The sequence below is a fragment of the Kitasatospora sp. NPDC058492 genome (genome assembly GCF_042720685.1).
GTDB lineage: Bacteria > Actinomycetota > Actinomycetes > Streptomycetales > Streptomycetaceae > Kitasatospora.
In genome coordinates this window covers 61,616-77,512 of record NZ_JBHXMU010000004.1, presented here as the reverse complement: position 1 = coordinate 77,512, position 15,897 = coordinate 61,616, and the positions used below count along the sequence as shown (strand labels likewise).

The window sequence follows — 15,897 nt, the reverse complement described above, 5'->3', positions numbered from 1 at the left end:
GCGCCGGCGGGGGGGGCGGTCTCATGCAAATATTTGGGGCGCGGCCGTCGTGTGGTGGGGGCGGGCGCGGGCGCCGGCGGGGGGGGGGGGGCCCCCGGCGGCCCGGTGCTCAGGACACCGGGCGGTTCGGGTGGCCGTTCCGGGTCACGCCGGCGGCGGGCAGAGGGTGGTCCGCAGCGCGTCGTTGATCTTCGCGGCGGTGTCCGGTCCGAAGCCCTGCGGGTGGTCGGGCGAGGTGAAGCGCTGGTTGGCCAGCTCGACCAGCTTCGACTTGTCCTTGGGGAACTGGAACAGCGCCTGGCACTGGTTGCGGGCCCGGTCCACGGCCTGGTCCGGCTTGCCGCCGACGATTGCCGGGTCGATCGCGTCCAACGCGGCGACCAGTTTGCCGGTCAGGTCGGTGCCCGGCTTGCCGGGCAGGCCGGCGTCGCTGGGGGGCGTGGGCTTGGCCGGGGCAGGGGCTCCGGGGGAGCCTGCGTCAGGGGCGGGGGCCGAGGGGCTGTCGGGTGCGGGCGCCGAGGGGGCCGTGGGCGTCGAGGGGGAGGCGGCCGGGTCGGGCGCGGAGGCCGAGGGCGACTCGGGCGTCGGCGGCGTCGAGGCGGTGCCGGGGGTGGGGGCCGAGGCGGCGGCGGGGGTGGTGGGGGAGCCGGCCGCGGCGGTGGCCGGGTGGGGGCCCGGTCCGGAGCTGGAGCAGGCAGCGAGGCTCACCGCGGCGAATGCCGTGAGGGTGGCGGCGAGGAGACGAGTGCGCATGGCGTCACACTGTCATGTCCGCGGCGCCGAAGGGAAGATCCTCCCGCGAGCGCGGACGGCCCGGGAGGGGGGACCTCCCGGGCCGCCGGCCCGCCGCGTCCGCAGGGCGCGCAAGGCGCCCGCCGAGGCGTGGTCAGCCGAGGCCGTTGGCCTTCAGCCAGTCCTTGGCCACCGCCGACGGGTCGTCCTTGTCGATCGCGACGCGCTTCATCAGCGCCGTCAGCCCCGCCGTGTCGAGCTTGGCCGACACCGCGTTGAGGGCCGCCGTCGCGGTGGGGTTCACGCCCGCCTTGTTGACCAGCGGGGTGACGTTCTGCGCGCCGAAGAGGTTCTTCGGGTCGGTCAGCGGGACGAGCTTCAGCTGGGGGATCTTCGGGTCGGTGGTGAACACGTTGCCGACCTGGATGGTGCCGTCCTTGAGCGCGTTCGCGGTGGCGTCGCCGGTGGGCTTCCACTCCTTGAAGTTCAGCCCGTAGACGTCCTTGAGCTGCTGCTCGCGGCGGGACTTGAACTCCGGCGGACCGCCTATCGTGAACTCGCCCGCCTTGGCGGTCAGGTCGGCGATGCTCTTGAGGCCGTACTTGTCGGCGTTCTCCTGGGTGACGCTGAGCGAGTCCTTGTCCTCGGCGGGGGAGGAGTCGAGGATCCCCAGCGCGGCGGGCAGCGTCTTGGTCAGCGCCGCGTTCACCTCCTCGGTGGTGGCGGCGGTGGACTTGGCGTCCAGGTAGGCGAGCAGCGAGCCGTTGTACTCGGGCAGGACGCTCAGGCTGCCGCTCTGGAGCTGCCCGTAGAGCACCTCGCGGCTGCCGATGTTGAACTTCTCCTCGACCTTGACGCCCTTGGCCTTGAGGGCCTGCGAGTAGATCGAGCCGAGCAGCACGTTCTCCGGGAAGTTCGCCGAGCCGACGACCACCGTCGAGCCGGCGCCCGCGCCCGAGGCGGCGGGGGAGCCCGCCGCGGAGCCGCCGCCGAGCGGGTCGCCGCCGCCGGAGGAGCCGCAGGCGGTGGCGCCGAGGGCGAGCGCGGCGAGCGTGCCGAGGACGACGGCGCGCCTGCTTCCGTGGTTTGTCGACATGGTGACAGATGTCCTTCCGGAGAGGATGGGGAACGAGGTTCAGCGGGCCCGGCGCTGGGCGCGCATCCCGGGCGGGAGCGCGTACCGGGCGAGCAGGGCGAAGAACAGCTGGGCGCCGACCGCGAGCAGCACCACCAGCAGCGCGCCGCCGACGGTGACGGCGTACTTGCGGGTGGCCAGCCCGTCGATGACGTAGCGGCCGAGGCCGCCCAGTCCGACGTAAGCGGCCACGGTGGCGGTCGCGATCACCTGGACGGTCGCGGTGCGAAAGCCGGCCAGCAGGGTCGGCGCCCCGGACGGCAGGCAGACCTGCCACAGCACCTGCGGGTGGGTCAGCCCGATGCCGCGCGCCGCGTCCCGGACGTCCGGGTCGGTGCCGCGCACCCCCTCGACGGCGGCCACCAGCAGCGGCGGCGCGGCGAGCGCGACCAGCGGGATCAGCACGGCCGTGTCGCCGACCCCGGCGAGCAGCACCGCCAGCGTCACCAGGCCGAGCGTCGGCAGGGCGCGGGTGGCACCGGCGAAGGCCGTCACGAGCGTGACGCCGCGCCCGGTGTAGCCGATCAGCAGCCCGAGCGGCACGGCGAGCAGCGCCGCGAACAGCAGGGCCTCACCGGAGAGCACCAGGTGCTCGGTGATCCGGTGCACGATCGAGTCCGGGCCGCTGCGGTGGTCGGGGGCGGAGAAGAAGTCGCCCAGCCAGTTCAGCCAGTTCACGAACCGGCTCCCTTCTCCCGGACGGCCCAGGGCGCGAGCAGCCGGCGGGCGCCCACCAGCAGCAGGTCGACGGCCAGCGCGAGGACGGCGATCAGCGCGATGCCGGCCACGATCGGGGTCGGGAAGGTGCGCTGGAAGCCGTCGATGAACAGGTAGCCGAGCCCGCCGCGCCCGATCAGCGCGCCGACGCTGGCCAGCGAGATGCTGGACACCGCCGCGACCCGCAGTCCGGCGATCAGGTACGGCACGGCGGCGGGCAGCTCGACGGAGGTCAGCCGGTGCCACGGCCCGTACCCCATCGCGGTGGCGGCCTGCCGGACCGGGTCCGGGACGGCGCGCAGGCCGTCCACGGTGGTCGGCAGCAGCACGGCGAGCGCGTAGAAGGTGAGCGGGATCATCACCGTGGCCTGGGTGGCGAGGCCGGTGTAGGGGATGAGCACCACGAACACGGCCAGCGAGGGCAGCGCGTAGACGACGTTGAAGACGGCGGACAGCGGTTGGTACAGCCGGGGGAAGCGGGTGCAGGCCAGGCCCAGCGGGACGGCCAGCAGCAGGCCGATGAGCACCGGGAGCAGGGCGATCACGGCGTGGTCGGCGAGCAGGCCGCCGAGGTAGCCGAGGTGGTCGCCGATCCAGTACCAGCGGACGATCGGTTCACCGTCCACCGGCCGCCCCGTCCGTGAGGTCACCGGCCGCCGCGCCGGCTGCCGCACCGCCCGCCGCGTCCACGGCGCCACCGGCCGCCGCGCCGGCCGCCGCGTCCGCCACCGGGATGGCCACGGGGGTGGACAGCGCGGCGAGGACGGCCTCGCGGCTCGCGGTGCCGGTGGCCCGCCCGTCGGCGTCCAGGGCCACGGCGGCCCCGGCGGGGGAGAGGACGGCGGCGTCCAGCGCGGTGCGCAGGGTGTCGGTGTCCGGCCGGTAGCCGGAGACCGGGTGCAGTTCGGCGGTGGCGGCGTCTCGGTCGATCCAGCCGATCGGGCGGCGCTCGTCGTCCAGCGTCAGCTCCCAGCCGCCGTAGCGCAGCCCGTCGGCCACCGGGCGGACGGCGACGGTGGTCGCGGGGCGCAGGGCGAGGCCGCGCAGGCCCCGGTCGCGGCCGAGGAAGGCGGCCACGCCGTCGTCCGCGGGGGTGGTGAGCAGGGTGTGCGGGTCGGCGAGCTGGGCGATCCGGCCGTGTTCGCGCAGGACCACCACCTGGTCGCCGAGCCGGACGGCCTCCTCGATGTCGTGGGTGACGAACAGCACCGTCTTGTGCAGCTCGGACTGGAGCCGCAGCAGTTCCTCCTGGAGCCCGGCGCGCACCACCGGGTCGACGGCGCTGAACGGCTCGTCCATCAGCAGCACCGGCGGGTCGGCCGCGAGGGCGCGGGCCACGCCCACCCGCTGCTGCTGGCCGCCGGACAGCTGGAACGGGTACCGCTTGCCGGTCTCGGGCGCGAGCCCGACCAGTTCGAGCAGTTCGGCGGCCCGGGCGCGGGCCTTCTTGCGGTCCCAGCCGAGCAGGTAGGGCACGGTGGCGACGTTGTCGATCACCTTGCGGTGCGGGAAGAGGCCGGCCTGCTGGATCACGTAGCCGATGCCACGGCGCAGCTTGGCGGGCTCCAGTTCGGCGACGTCCGTGTCGTCCAGCAGCACCCGGCCCGAGGTCGGCTCGACCATCCGGTTGACCATGCGCAGCAGGGTGGTCTTGCCACACCCGGACGGTCCGACCAGGACGGTTATCCGACCGGTCGGGACGTCCAGGTCCAGGCCCTCGACGGCGATGGTGCCGTCGGGGTGGCGCTTGCCGGCGCCCTCGAATCTGATCACGGGGAGTTTCCTCGTCAGGGCGCCCCGGGGAGGCGGCGCCTGTTTCGGTCGTACGGTTGATGGCGGTTTGTCGACAAGCGGCGACGGCGTGGGCCGTACCGGCCGCTGCCGTGACGGCGTCTGTCGGATCGACCGCCCGGGCGTTCTTCCGCCCGCGTGGCTGCCCAGCTTCGGACCGGCGGAAACTCTGATCAGACTATGACCTGCATCATCTCCTGTCTCTCACTTACCACCCGGCACGGGGCCCAGACCCCGCCGCCGGACGGCCGGGGCCGACCGGGCGCCCGACGTTTCGGCAGGTCAGAGGGTCGGGGCGCGGACACCCTGACGGCGGGTCGAGGGCTCGCGCCCCGGACGATCAGCCCGTCAGCCGCCGAGCGCCCCAGCCCTCCAGGCTCTCAGCCGCCCCGGCGCGTCGGCAGCCCGGAGGCCGCCCAGCCGACGAAGCCGCCGTCCAGATCGGTCGCCCGGTGCAGCCCCAGCTCGCGCAGCGAGGCCGCCGCCAGGCTGGAGGCGTACCCCTCCGAGCAGACCACGATCACCTCGACGTCGTAACCCGACGCCTCGGGGATCCGGTGACTGCCCGTCGGGTCCAGCCGCCACTCCAGGACGTTGCGCTCGATGATCAGCGAGCCGGGGATCTCCCCCTCCGCCGCCCGCTGCGCCGCCGGACGGATGTCCACCAGCAGCGCGCCGTCCAGCTGCGACTGGTACGCCTCCCGGGCGCGCGGACGGTGGACGCCCTCGCGGGCCCGCTCCACCAGGTCGTCGATCGTGGTCACCATTGCTCCGGTCCTTCCTCCGAGGTGCGGACGAGCCCGCCGGCCCGCAGGTCGTAGTGCGCCATCGAGCCCAGCGGGGGCGAGTAGGCGTGCAGGGTCACGGCCGGGCCGGACGCGGTGTTGCGCACGTCGTGCACGTACTCGGGGCCGAAGGCGCGGGCGGTGCCGGCCGGGACCCGGCGGATCAGCAGGCCCTGCTCCGGCCCGCCGAGGGACAGCTCCTCCAGCTCACCGAGGGCGACGGCGAACGCGCCGCGCGAGCCGCCGTGGTCGTGGAAGCCGGTGGACTGGCCGGGCAGCCAGCTGATCAGCCACACCTCGTGGTCGTCGTCGGCCACCAGCCGCTGGTACCAGCGCTCCTCGGTGGAGAGCCGGACGAGGTGGATCCACTGGTCGGGCTGTTCGGCCAGTTCTCGGACGACGGCGCGCAGGGCGCTCGGGGTGAGCGGCGCGCCGGCCTCCTCGGTGGCGGTGGCGGTGGCCCTGGATGTTCTGGCCAGTGCCGATGCCAGTGCTGGTGCCGCTGCCGCTGCCGGGGTCGGGGCTTGGGCGGCAGCGGGTTCGTCGGGGGCGAGGTTCAGGCTCATGGGGGCGTCCTCGGGTGCAGCGGGAACGTCGGCGGGGTGCGCCCTGGTCCGGCGGCGGGCGAGGGCACGGGCCGACGGAGCGGCACGGCACGCGCGGGTGCGCCGGGCGGGGCGGGAATCAGAACTCGGGGTGCGGGTGCGCGGCGCGGGCCCTGGCAGACGTCACAGGGCGGGGGCGGCGGGGAGAGCCAGGGTCAACAGGCACAGATGGAACTCGCCTGGCGTCGCAGATCGACGTGCAGGCGGCAGACCAGAGTGGTGCCGGTGTCCATGCGCCGGATCCTTCCCGAGCCAACCGGACGAAGTCAAGCCGGATGGGGCCGGCCGCCACCGGCCGCCCCGCTGCTCCACCCCCGGCCGACCGGCCGTCGAGCCGTTCTGGACCGGAACCGCCGAACGGCACTCGCATGCGTAAGGACCCCACTTGCGGGGTAAATGATCGTTTCATCCCATCCAGGCCCCTCCGCGTGTCCGCGTCACGAGATCGCCCCAGATGCGTTACCGCCAACGTATTGTCAGGCCACCGAGGCCCGGCCTACGGTCTACAGACCGCTTTCTACGCACGTAGACCCCTGCGGATCCCCGGCGGTCCGCAGACGAGACCCGCCCGCCCCGTCAACCCTCAGACCGCAGGCCCGACCCCATGGCCGGGCAGCGGAGTTGCGGAGGTATCCATGTCGCAGATCGTCCGTGCCGCGCTCGTCCAGACCCGCTGGACCGGCGACCAGGAGAGCATGATCGCCCTTCACGAGCGGTACGCCCGCGAGGCCGCCGCCCAGGGCGCGAAGATCATCGGCTTCCAGGAGGTCTTCAACGCCCCGTACTTCTGTCAGGTCCAGGAAGCCGAGCACTACCGCTGGGCCGAAGCCGTCCCCGACGGCCCCACCGTCCGCCGGATGCAGGGCCTCGCCCGTGAACTCGGCCTGGTGATCGTCGTCCCGGTCTACGAGGAGGAACAGGCCGGGGTCTACTACAACACCGCCGCCGTCATCGACGCCGACGGCAGCTACCTCGGCAAGTACCGCAAGCACCACATCCCGCAGGTCAAGGGCTTCTGGGAGAAGTACTACTTCAAGCCCGGCAACCTCGGCTGGCCCGTCTTCGACACCGCCGTCGGCAAGGTCGGCGTCTACATCTGCTACGACCGCCACTTCCCCGAGGGCTGGCGCGCCCTGGGCCTGGCCGGAGCGCAGATCGTCTACAACCCCTCCGCCACCAGCCGAGGCCTCTCCGCCTACCTCTGGCAGCTGGAACAGCCCGCCGCCGCCGTCGCCAACGAGTACTTCGTCGCCGCCATCAACCGCGTCGGCACCGAGGAGTACGGCGACAACGACTTCTACGGCACCTCCTACTTCGTCGACCCGCGCGGCCAGTTCGTCGGCGACGTCGCCTCCGACAAGGAGGAGGAGCTCGTCGTCCGCGACCTCGACCTCGGCCTGATCGAACAGGTCCGCCAGCAGTGGGCGTTCTACCGCGACCGCCGCCCCGACGCCTACGGACCGCTCGCCGAGGCCTGAGGAGCAGCGCGATGACCACCCGCGACCCGCACCAGCGCACCATCGTCCGCGGCGGCCTCGTCATCACCGCCGCCGACGAACTCCACGCCGACGTCCTCATCGAGGGCGAACGCATCGCCGCCCTCTCCGCCACCGGCAGCTCCGCCGCCGAGGCCTGGAGCGCCGACACCGTCATCGACGCCACCGGCCACTACGTCATCCCGGGCGGCGTCGACGCCCACACCCACATGGAACTGCCCTTCGGCGGCACCTCGGCCTCCGACACCTTCGAGACCGGCACCCGGGCCGCCGCCTGGGGCGGCACCACCACCATCGTCGACTTCGCCGTGCAGTCCGTCGGCGGCTCGCTGCGCGAGGGCCTGGACACCTGGCACGCCAAGGCCGACGGCAACTGCGCCGTCGACTACGCCTTCCACACCATCGTCTCCGACGTCAACGAGGGCGTCCTCAAGGAGATGGACGCCCTCGTCGACTCCGGCGAGTCCACCTCCTTCAAGCTCTTCATGGCCTACCCCGGCGTCTTCTACAGCGACGACGGCCGCATCCTGCGCGCCATGCAGCGCGGCGCGGTCAACGGCGGGCTGACCATGATGCACGCCGAGAACGGCATCGCCATCGACGTCCTGGTCGAACAGGCCCTCGCCGCCGGACACACCGCACCCCGCTACCACGGCGAGGTCCGCCGCGAACTCCTGGAGGCCGAGGCCACCCACCGGGCCATCAAGCTCGCCCAGGTCGCCGGCAGCCCGCTCTACGTCGTCCACGTCTCCGCGGCGGCCGCCCTCGCCGAGCTCGTCCAGGCCCGCGACGCCGGGCTCAACGTCTTCGGCGAGACCTGCCCGCAGTACCTGTTCCTCTCCACCGACAACCTCGCCGAGACCGGTGCCGACGGCTTCGAGGGCGCCAAGTACGTGTGCAGCACGCCGCTTCGGCCGCGCGAGCACCAGGAGGCGCTCTGGCGCGGACTGCGCGCCAACGACCTCCAGGTGGTCTCCACCGACCACTGCCCGTTCTGCTTCACCGGGCAGAAGGAACTCGGCCGCGGCGACTTCTCGAAGATCCCCAACGGCCTGCCCGGCGTGGAGAACCGGATGGACCTGCTCCACCAGGCCGTCGTGGACGGGCACATCACCCGTCGGCGCTGGATCGAGATCGCCTGCACCACGCCCGCCCGGATGTTCGGGCTGCACCCGCGCAAGGGCACCATCGCGCCCGGCGCCGACGCCGACCTCGTCGTCTACGACCCCACCGCCGTGCAGACCGTCTCCGCCGCCACGCACCACATGAACGTCGACTACTCGGCGTACGAGGGCCGCCAACTCACAGGCCGCGCCCGCACCGTGCTCTCACGCGGCACCGTCGTGCTGGACGGCGAAACCTGGCTCGGCCGGGCCGGCCACGGCACGTTCCTGCGCCGCGACACCTGTCAGTACCTGACCTGACCACTCTCCCGCACCGCCGCCCGGGCCCGTGCGCACGATGGCCCGGGCGGCGGAACCACCCTCCCCGGAGCCACCCATGGACATCGGCCTCGTCCTGCAGACCGACCCGCCCGCCCGCCTGCTCATCGACCGGATGATCCGCGCAGAACAGGCCGGGTTCAGCCACGGCTGGACCTTCGACTCCTGCGTCCTGTGGCAGGAACCGTTCGTCATCTACAGTCGGATCCTCGCCGAGACACGGCAGTTGACCGTCGGACCGATGGTCACCAACCCCTCCACCCGCACCTGGGAGGTCACCGCCTCCCTGTTCGCCACGCTCAACGACATGTACGGCAACCGCACCGTCTGCGGCATCGGCCGCGGCGACTCCGCCATGCGGGTCGCCGGACGCCGCCCCGCCACCCTCGCCCGGCTCTCCCAGGCCATGCACGCCATCAAGGAACTGGCCGAGGGGCGGACGGTCGAGGTGGACGGCACCGAGATGCACCTGCCGTGGGTCGGCCCCGGCGCCGAACTCCCCATCTGGATGGGCGCGTACGGGCCGAAGGCACTCGCGCTGACCGGTCGTCAGGCCGACGGGTTCATCCTCCAGTTGGCCGACCCGTACCTCACCGAGTACATGATCAAGGCGGTGCGGTCCGCCGCGGCCGAGGCCGGCCGGGACCCGGACGCCGTCACCATCTGCGTCGCCGCCCCCGCCTACGTGACCGCCGACGACTCGCCCGCCGCGCTCGCCCACGCCCGGGAGCAGTGCCGCTGGTTCGGCGGGATGGTCGGCAACCACGTGGCCGACCTGGTCAGCCACTACGGCGCGCACTCCGACCTCGTCCCGGAGGCCCTCACCGACTACATCAAGGGGCGCCAGGGCTACGACTACAGCCACCACGGCCGGGCCGGGAACCCCGACACCGCCTTCGTGCCGGACGAGATCGTCGACCGCTTCTGCCTCATCGGCCCGCCGCAGGCCCAACTCGCCCGCCTGGAGCACCTCCGCTCCCTCGGCGTCGACCAGTTCGCCGTCTACGCCATGCACGACGCCGTCGAGGCCACCATCGACGCCTACGGGACCGACGTCATCCCGCATCTGTCCCGCCAACCCCGGACGTAACGCCATTCGCGCAGAGGGGAGTTGCCCATGGCCGGGTCGAACTCTGACCGGCCGCAGGAGAGTTGCCGTCCGACGGCTACACCGACGACGACCTGCGGCCGGTCCCGGTGGCGCGGCGCACCTGGACCACCTGCAACTTCCCGGCGCTCCGGGTCGGCTGGCCGACTACGGCTGGGCGGTCGGCTTCGGGTCGGCCTCGGTGCTGTACCTCGTGCTGGGCACGGCCTCGGGCGCCCGGCGGGCGGGTGCGACGGGCGGAAGGGGGTGGGCGGCTGACAAGTGACAGCAAACGGATAACGGCAAACGGATGACAGCGAACAGATAACAGATAACAGATTTCGAAATCTGTTATCTGTTATCTGTTATCTGTTCGCTGTCGCTTGTCCGCTGCCGTTTGCCCGCTGTCATCCGCCGGCCGCTGCCCGGTCGACGGCCGCCAGCACCTTCGCCGTGCCGTCCTCGGCCGCGAGCGTGGCCGCCGCCGCCCGGGCCTGGTCGCGGTAGCGGGGGTCGTCGAGGGCTTGGCGGATGGCGGCGGCGAGGCGTGTGGCGGTGAGGGCGCGTAGCGGTACCGGCCCGGGGGAGACGCCGAGGCGGGTGAGTCGGTCGGACCAGAACGGGGCGTCGAGCTGTGCGGGTACCGGGACGGCTGGCGTGCCGCAGCGCAGGGTGGCGGCGGTCGTGCCGGCTCCGGCGTGGTGGATCACGGCGGCCATGCGGGGGAACAGCCAGTCGTGCGGGGCGTCGCCGATGGTCAGGACGTCCTCCGCCTCGCCGGCGGCGAGGTCGCTCCAGCCCGACTGCAGGACGGCCCGGACCCGGGCGGCGCGGACCGCGGCGACCACCGTCGCGGTGAGCCTGCCGGGGTCGGGGACGACCAGGCTGCCGAAGCCGACGAAGACCGGCGGCGGTCCGGCGGCGAGGAAGTCGAGCAGTCGGGCCGGGGGCCGCCAGCCCGGATCCCGTACCGGCCACCAGTAACCGGCCACGTCCAGCCCCGGGCGCCAGTCGGCGGGTCGCGGGACGACGGCAGGCGAAAACCCGTGCAGGACGGGGTACTTGCGCCTGGCGCGGCCGGCGTCGAGCGGCGGCAGGCCGAGGCGGCGCCGCAGCCTGCGTGCGGCGGGGGCGAAGAGCTGGTCGGTCGCGACCTGGACGGCGTGCCCCGCGAGCAGGTTGCCCGGGCGGCCGAGTGAGCGGGCGCCGGTGACGGCGGGCGCGAACTCCCGCGTGGGGGAGAGCGGTTGGAGGTGCAGGCCGATGCTGGGAATGCCTGCGGCCTCGGCGGCGACCTGGCCGAGCGGGCTGGTCGTGCTGGTGGTGAGCAGCAGGTCGGTGCCGAGTGCCGTGGCGTCGGCGATGCCGTCGGCGAGCTCAGGCATGAACTTCCGCCCCAGCTGCAGCAGTTGCAGGACGGCTAGCGGTCCGGTGCCGGCCTGGAGCAGGCGCCGCCCCTCGGCGGAGGCGAGTTCGGCGCGCGGGTCGACCGGCAGCGGGCGGAACTCCAGCCCTGCGGTCCGCACCGAGGCGGCGAAAGTGGCGTGGGTCGCGACGGTCACCTGATGGCCGGCCGCCTGGAGGCGGGCGCCGAGCCCGGTGAACGGGGCCACGTCGCCCCGGGATCCGGCGGTGGCGATCAGGATGCGCATGGCCGCAGTATCCCGGCTCGGGCGCCCCGCCGGGAGGGTGCCTCGCCCGGAGCGGCCCGGTCCGGGGTGGCCGGTTCGGGCCGGTGCTCCCGCGGCGCCGGAACCGGGCGGCGGTGGGCGGCGTCCTTCCTGGCAGAGCGGCGGAAACGGGGCCGTCGCGCCGTGGACGGGAGGGACAGATGAGCATCGTCGCGTGGATCGTGCTTGGCCTGCTGGCGGGGGCACTGGCCAAGCTGCTGCTGCCGGGAAAGGACCCGGGCGGCATGATCGTGACAACCCTGATCGGTATCGCCGGTTCCTTCGTCGGCGGTTGGATCGCCTCGCACTTCCTGCACAGGTCGGTGACGGCGCACTTCTTCGACATGGCGACCTGGGTGTCGGCGATCGGCGGCGCCCTGGTGCTGCTGATCATCTACCGGCTGGTGTTCGGCAGCTCCCGACGCTAGCCCGGGCGCCGGGAACCGGCCCCGCGCCGACGCGGACACGGTGTCGCGCAGCCGAGCCGGCCAGGCCCACGGGGCGGCCGGCTCGGCTCAGCGCGTCGCTGCCGACGCCTCCGTGACCCACTCCGGCAGGTCCTCGCGGGCGGCCAGCCAGGCGGTCGGCACCTCGGCGAGGCCGGTGCGGGCGGCGACCATCCCGGCGGCGATCGCGCAGGTGGTGTCCATGTCGCCCCAGCCCTCCAGGGCGTGCCAGATCGCCTCGGGCAGTGAGTCCAGGTGCCCGGCGGCGGACCAGAGGGCGAACGGGACGGTGTCCGGGGCGGAGATCATGAACCCGGAGCCGAGCACGTTGGCGGCCTGCCGGACGCTCATGTGTCCGGGCAGCCGGGCGGCGATCCGCAGACCGGAGCGCACTTCGCTGTCCGGCAGGCGACCGGCCACCTCCGTCAGCAACTCGGCACGGCCGGGCGGGGTTTGGCCCCGGCTGCGGACCGCGAGTGCCGTCGCGAGGGCGACCGCCACCGCGCCTGCGACCGCCTCCGGGTGGAAGTGCGTGGCGAGCGCCTGGAGTTCGGCCTGCCGGGCGACGGCGTCCAGGTCGTCCGCGAACCAGGCGCCCAGTGGGGCGACCCGCATCGCGGCGCCGTTCCCGTACGAGCCCTGACCCTCGAACTGGCGCGAGGTGATGGCGCGCCAGTCCCCGCCGGCGCCGATCTCACGCAGCACCCGGTGCATCGACGGGCCGTACTTGCGCCCGTACTCACGGGCGTACTCCTCGGCGAACTCGCCGGCCAGCGCATCCTGCCGGACCTCGCCCCAGGAGGCCAGGTGGCGGACGAGGACCAGCGCCATCGCGGTGTCGTCGGTCCAGTGCCAGGGCGCCGGGCGGAGCTGGCGGGCGGCCAGCGCGGCGGGTGCCTCGTCGAGCGGGGCCGAGAACCAGCGGTCGCCGAAGGCGTCGCCGAGGGCGAGCCCCTGCAGACTGTCCAGGGCCGGGCGGGCCGGACGGGGCGGAGGGGTTGGACGGGCCGGACGCATGTCGTCCTCCAGGTGAGATCAACCGTGCGCGGCAGTCTGCCGGACGGCCGGGCCCGCGGGCGACCGGGTTTCGCTCCGGTGTCGGCGGGCCCGGCCGTCGGTGCCCGGGTCAGGGGCGCCCGGGGCGTCGGAGGTCCGTCACTTGGCGAGCAGGCCGCCGAGGATGAGCTTCCAGAGGGCCTCGAAACGGTCCTCGATGGTCGGCTCGGACCACGAGGACGCGTACGCCGGGTCGTGGAAGGGGCTGGTGGCGTCGAAGACGGCGCGGGCCGTGGAGAGGATGTGGGCGAGCTTGAACTCCTTCCTCTCCATGCCGTCCTGGACGATCTGGGCGATCTGGGTGACCAGGGTGTCGATGTGCGCCTCGACGATGCCGCTGTTCTCCTTGACCAGCACCATGTAGGTGGCGAACAGCTCCGGGTCGTCCAGCGCCTTCTTCCGCTTGGCCGCGAACAGTGTCACCAGCCAGCGGTGCAGCTGCTCGACGGCCGAGCCGGGCTCGGTCGAGATGAAGGCGAGCTGGTGGTGCGCCTGGTCGAGCCAGCGCTGGGTGACCGCCTCGCGCAGCGCGGCCTTGCTCGGGAAGTGGCGGTAGACGCTGCTGTGGCTGACGCCGAGGATCCGGGCGACGTCCACGACGGTGGCCTTGGCCGGGCCGAACCGCCGGAGGACGTCCTCCGCCGCGATCAGGATCTGCTCGGCGGTGAGTGTGGTGTCCGTGGTCACGGGGAGGTCCGTCCTTGGGGTCGTGCGGTCGAGGGTGGTGCTGCCGTCCCCGGCGGTCGGGCCGGTTCGGGTTGGTCAGTGCTCGCTGTCCAGGTGTGCCATCTGGGCGGCAGCGTAGCGGTCGCCCGCTGCGGAGCCGGCGGGGACGGCCGCCTCGATGGCCGCGAGGTCGGCCGCGGTGAGATTGACGTCCAGCGCGCCCAGCGCTTCGGTGAGGCGGTCGCGGCGGCGGGCGCCGACCAGCGGAACGACGTCCTCCCCGCGCGAGGCGACCCAGGCGATGGCGACCTGGGCGACGCTCGCCCCCTTCGCGGCGGCCACCGCGCGCAGCGCCTCGACGAGCGCGAGGTTGTGGGCCAGGTTGTCGCCCTGGAAGCGCGGGCTGTGGCCACGGAAGTCGGTGCCGGCCAGGGCGCGGCCCTGGTCCCAGTGGCCGCTGAGCAGGCCGCGGGAGAGCACGCCGTAGGCGGTGACGCCGATGCCGAGCTCGCGGGCGGTGGGGAGGATGGCGTCCTCGATCGAGCGGGAGATCAGCGAGTACTCGATCTGCAGGTCGCTGATCGGGTGGACGGCGGCGGCGCGGCGCAGGGTGTCGGCGCCGACCTCCGACAGGCCGATGTGGCGGACGTAGCCGGCCTTCACCAGGTCCGCGATGGCGCCGACGGTCTCCTCGATCGGGACGCTCGGGTCCAGGCGGGCGGGGCGGTAGACGTCGATGTGGTCGGTGCGCAGGCGGCGCAGCGTGTAGGCGAGGGCGGTCTTGGTGGCGGCGGGGCTCGCGTTGTAGCCGAGCCACTGGCCGTCCGGGCCGCGCTGGGCGCCGAACTTCACGCTGATCTGCACGCTCTCGCGGGTGCGGCCGCGCAGGGCCTCGTGGATCAGCAGCTCGTTGTGGCCCATGCCGTAGAAGTCGCCGGTGTCGAGCAGGGTGACCCCGGCGTCGATCGCGGCGTGGATGGTGGCGATGCTCTCGGCCTCGTCGGCCGGGCCGTACAGGTCGGACATGCCCATGCAGCCGAGGCCGAGGGTGGAGGTGACCGGTCCGGAGGTGCCGAGGGTGCGCTGTGTGGGGCGGGAGGTCGTGGCCACGGGGACTCCAGGGGTGGGTGCGGCGATGGGTGGGGTGACCCGGAGTCCACTATGGCACGACAGCGAACAGATTTCAAAATCTGTTCGCTGTCGTCTGTTATCTGTTATCTGAAAGCTGTCACCTGTTATCTGTCACCCGCCGACCCGATCGGCCGCCCGGCTGCGGTTCTCGTGCGAGAGGGTGCCTCGTCGGCTGCGGCCTCGCCTGCCGGGGGCTCTGGCGGCGAGGTCGGACCCCAGTCCTCCCGTCCGCCCGGTGCCCGGAGCAGGTAGGCGCGGGCCGGCGGCAGGTTGCGCCACACCGTGCGCTCGCCCAGCCCGTACGTCGCCTCGAACCGCCGCAGCAGTCGCACCACTGCCCGGTGGCGGGCGCTCTGCCGGGGCCCCGAGGACAGGGTGCGAGCCGTCGTCGTGCCGAGGTAGCCGAAGTACGTCAGCTCGCCCCCGGGCAGCAACAGCCGCAGGTAGAGGTCGAGGAGGCGGCGCACCTGGGCCGGCTCGAAGTTGGTGAACGGCAGGCCCGACACGATCACGTCGTACCGCTCGTCCGTCTCGCCGGCCCCGCCCGCTCGGCCCGTCTCGTTGGTCTCGTCCTGGGGCAGTTCCTCCACCCGGCAGGCCGACAGTCGCAGGGCGACGCCTGGGCGTCGTGCGGCCAGCACCGGGTCCTCCCGCAACCGGTCGGCGAAGCGCGGGTTCGCCTCGACGACGTGCAACCGGTCGCCCGGGAGCAGTACTTGGGCCAGCCGGCGGGTCACCACGCCCGTCCCGGCGCCGACTTCCAGCACCGAGATCGGCCGATTCGGGCGGCTCGTGGCCGGAACCGTCAGGGCGTTCACCAGGTCCTCGCCGCTCGGTGCCAGCGCGCCGGTGTCGTGGAAGGTGCGCAGGGCCTCGGCGAGGAACAGCAGGTGGTCCCCGGCGGATCGTGAACTACGCTGCGGGCCAAGAGAGTCGAGGTGGGGGCGGGGGCGGAGCTTTTCGGTGGTCATGCCGTCGACGCTAGGTAGCCTGGCCGCACCCCGAATCGGCCGACGAGCGACGCGTACCCCCGACGAAAGTCGAGGGCACGGGTACCTGGGAGAAGGGGGCGCCCGCCCGCCGCCCGCCCGTAGCATCGAGACGGACGGACGGAGAGAGCGCGGAGGGAGCCCGATGC

General features: G+C 73.3%; 17 protein-coding genes. 4 read left to right on the top strand and 13 right to left on the bottom strand.

The genetic code is table 11. The features are described 5' to 3' along the window. Window positions 1-144: 144 nt before the first annotated feature. The 8 genes from ACFWPI_RS04155 to ACFWPI_RS04120 form a co-directional block, all read right to left on the bottom strand. Window positions 145-753 carry a hypothetical protein gene (locus ACFWPI_RS04155; RefSeq protein ID WP_380373049.1) on the bottom strand — a complete coding sequence of 203 codons (609 nt, stop codon included), beginning with the start codon at window positions 751-753 and terminating at the stop codon, window positions 145-147. Window positions 754-886: 133 nt separating this feature from the next. Beyond that, the gene (locus ACFWPI_RS04150; protein WP_380373051.1) at window positions 887-1,828 is read right to left on the bottom strand and encodes an ABC transporter substrate-binding protein; all 942 of its coding nucleotides are present in this window, start codon (window positions 1,826-1,828) and stop codon (window positions 887-889) included. A gap of 39 nt (window positions 1,829-1,867) precedes the next feature. Continuing rightward, the gene (locus ACFWPI_RS04145; protein WP_063349905.1) at window positions 1,868-2,545 is read right to left on the bottom strand and encodes an ABC transporter permease; all 678 of its coding nucleotides are present in this window, start codon (window positions 2,543-2,545) and stop codon (window positions 1,868-1,870) included. After that, complete coding sequence (locus ACFWPI_RS04140; protein WP_063351516.1) at window positions 2,542-3,210, bottom strand: ABC transporter permease; 669 nt, start codon at window positions 3,208-3,210, stop codon at window positions 2,542-2,544. Before ACFWPI_RS04140 ends, ACFWPI_RS04145 begins: the two co-directional genes overlap by 4 nt. Beyond that, entirely contained in the window at window positions 3,200-4,357 is a 1,158-nt protein-coding gene (locus ACFWPI_RS04135; RefSeq protein WP_380373055.1) for an ABC transporter ATP-binding protein, read from the bottom strand. The genes ACFWPI_RS04140 and ACFWPI_RS04135 overlap by 11 nt, the downstream gene beginning before the upstream one ends. 398 nt (window positions 4,358-4,755) lie before the next feature. Beyond that, a complete protein-coding gene (locus tag ACFWPI_RS04130; protein ID WP_063349906.1) occupies window positions 4,756-5,142 on the bottom strand; it encodes a rhodanese-like domain-containing protein in 387 nt (128 codons plus the stop codon). Then, window positions 5,136-5,726, bottom strand: coding sequence for a cysteine dioxygenase (locus ACFWPI_RS04125; RefSeq protein ID WP_380373058.1), 591 nt, complete (start codon window positions 5,724-5,726; stop codon window positions 5,136-5,138). Before ACFWPI_RS04125 ends, ACFWPI_RS04130 begins: the two co-directional genes overlap by 7 nt. A gap of 194 nt (window positions 5,727-5,920) precedes the next feature. Beyond that, a complete protein-coding gene (locus ACFWPI_RS04120) occupies window positions 5,921-5,998 on the bottom strand; it encodes a putative leader peptide (protein WP_106981192.1) in 78 nt (25 codons plus the stop codon). 402 nt (window positions 5,999-6,400) lie between these two features. Between ACFWPI_RS04120 and ACFWPI_RS04115 the strand changes: the two genes are divergently transcribed. The 3 genes from ACFWPI_RS04115 to ACFWPI_RS04105 all read left to right on the top strand — a co-directional run bounded on the left by ACFWPI_RS04115 (window position 6,401) and on the right by ACFWPI_RS04105 (window position 9,793). Next, window positions 6,401-7,243 (top strand): nitrilase-related carbon-nitrogen hydrolase, encoded by an 843-nt coding sequence (locus ACFWPI_RS04115; RefSeq protein ID WP_380373061.1) that lies wholly within the window; start codon window positions 6,401-6,403, stop codon window positions 7,241-7,243. Window positions 7,244-7,254: 11 nt separating this feature from the next. After that, window positions 7,255-8,685 (top strand): dihydropyrimidinase, encoded by a 1,431-nt coding sequence (gene hydA, locus ACFWPI_RS04110; protein ID WP_380373063.1) that lies wholly within the window; start codon window positions 7,255-7,257, stop codon window positions 8,683-8,685. 76 nt (window positions 8,686-8,761) lie between these two features. Next, entirely contained in the window at window positions 8,762-9,793 is a 1,032-nt protein-coding gene (locus ACFWPI_RS04105) for a TIGR03842 family LLM class F420-dependent oxidoreductase (protein WP_380373065.1), read from the top strand. A gap of 404 nt (window positions 9,794-10,197) precedes the next feature. Here the strand turns inward: ACFWPI_RS04105 and ACFWPI_RS04100 are convergent, their stop codons facing one another. Then, entirely contained in the window at window positions 10,198-11,442 is a 1,245-nt protein-coding gene (locus ACFWPI_RS04100) for a glycosyltransferase (RefSeq protein ID WP_380373068.1), read from the bottom strand. 179 nt (window positions 11,443-11,621) lie between these two features. On the opposite strand from ACFWPI_RS04100, the gene ACFWPI_RS04095 reads away from it, so the two are divergent. Then, window positions 11,622-11,888 (top strand): GlsB/YeaQ/YmgE family stress response membrane protein, encoded by a 267-nt coding sequence (locus ACFWPI_RS04095; protein WP_063349911.1) that lies wholly within the window; start codon window positions 11,622-11,624, stop codon window positions 11,886-11,888. 87 nt (window positions 11,889-11,975) lie between these two features. Here ACFWPI_RS04095 and ACFWPI_RS04090 read toward each other — a convergent pair whose 3' ends face one another. The 4 genes from ACFWPI_RS04090 to ACFWPI_RS04075 all read right to left on the bottom strand — a co-directional run bounded on the left by ACFWPI_RS04090 (window position 11,976) and on the right by ACFWPI_RS04075 (window position 15,730). Beyond that, window positions 11,976-12,923 (bottom strand): ADP-ribosylglycohydrolase family protein, encoded by a 948-nt coding sequence (locus ACFWPI_RS04090; protein WP_380373071.1) that lies wholly within the window; start codon window positions 12,921-12,923, stop codon window positions 11,976-11,978. A 138-nt stretch (window positions 12,924-13,061) separates the two neighbouring features. After that, on the bottom strand, window positions 13,062-13,649 hold the full coding sequence (locus ACFWPI_RS04085; RefSeq protein ID WP_380373074.1) for a TetR family transcriptional regulator: 588 nt from the start codon (window positions 13,647-13,649) through the stop codon (window positions 13,062-13,064). Window positions 13,650-13,724: 75 nt separating this feature from the next. Continuing rightward, on the bottom strand, window positions 13,725-14,738 hold the full coding sequence (locus ACFWPI_RS04080) for an aldo/keto reductase (RefSeq protein WP_380373076.1): 1,014 nt from the start codon (window positions 14,736-14,738) through the stop codon (window positions 13,725-13,727). Window positions 14,739-14,863: 125 nt separating this feature from the next. After that, window positions 14,864-15,730, bottom strand: a complete 867-nt coding sequence (locus ACFWPI_RS04075) for a class I SAM-dependent methyltransferase (protein ID WP_380373079.1) — start codon at window positions 15,728-15,730, stop codon at window positions 14,864-14,866. Between the last annotated feature and the right edge of the window lie 167 nt (window positions 15,731-15,897).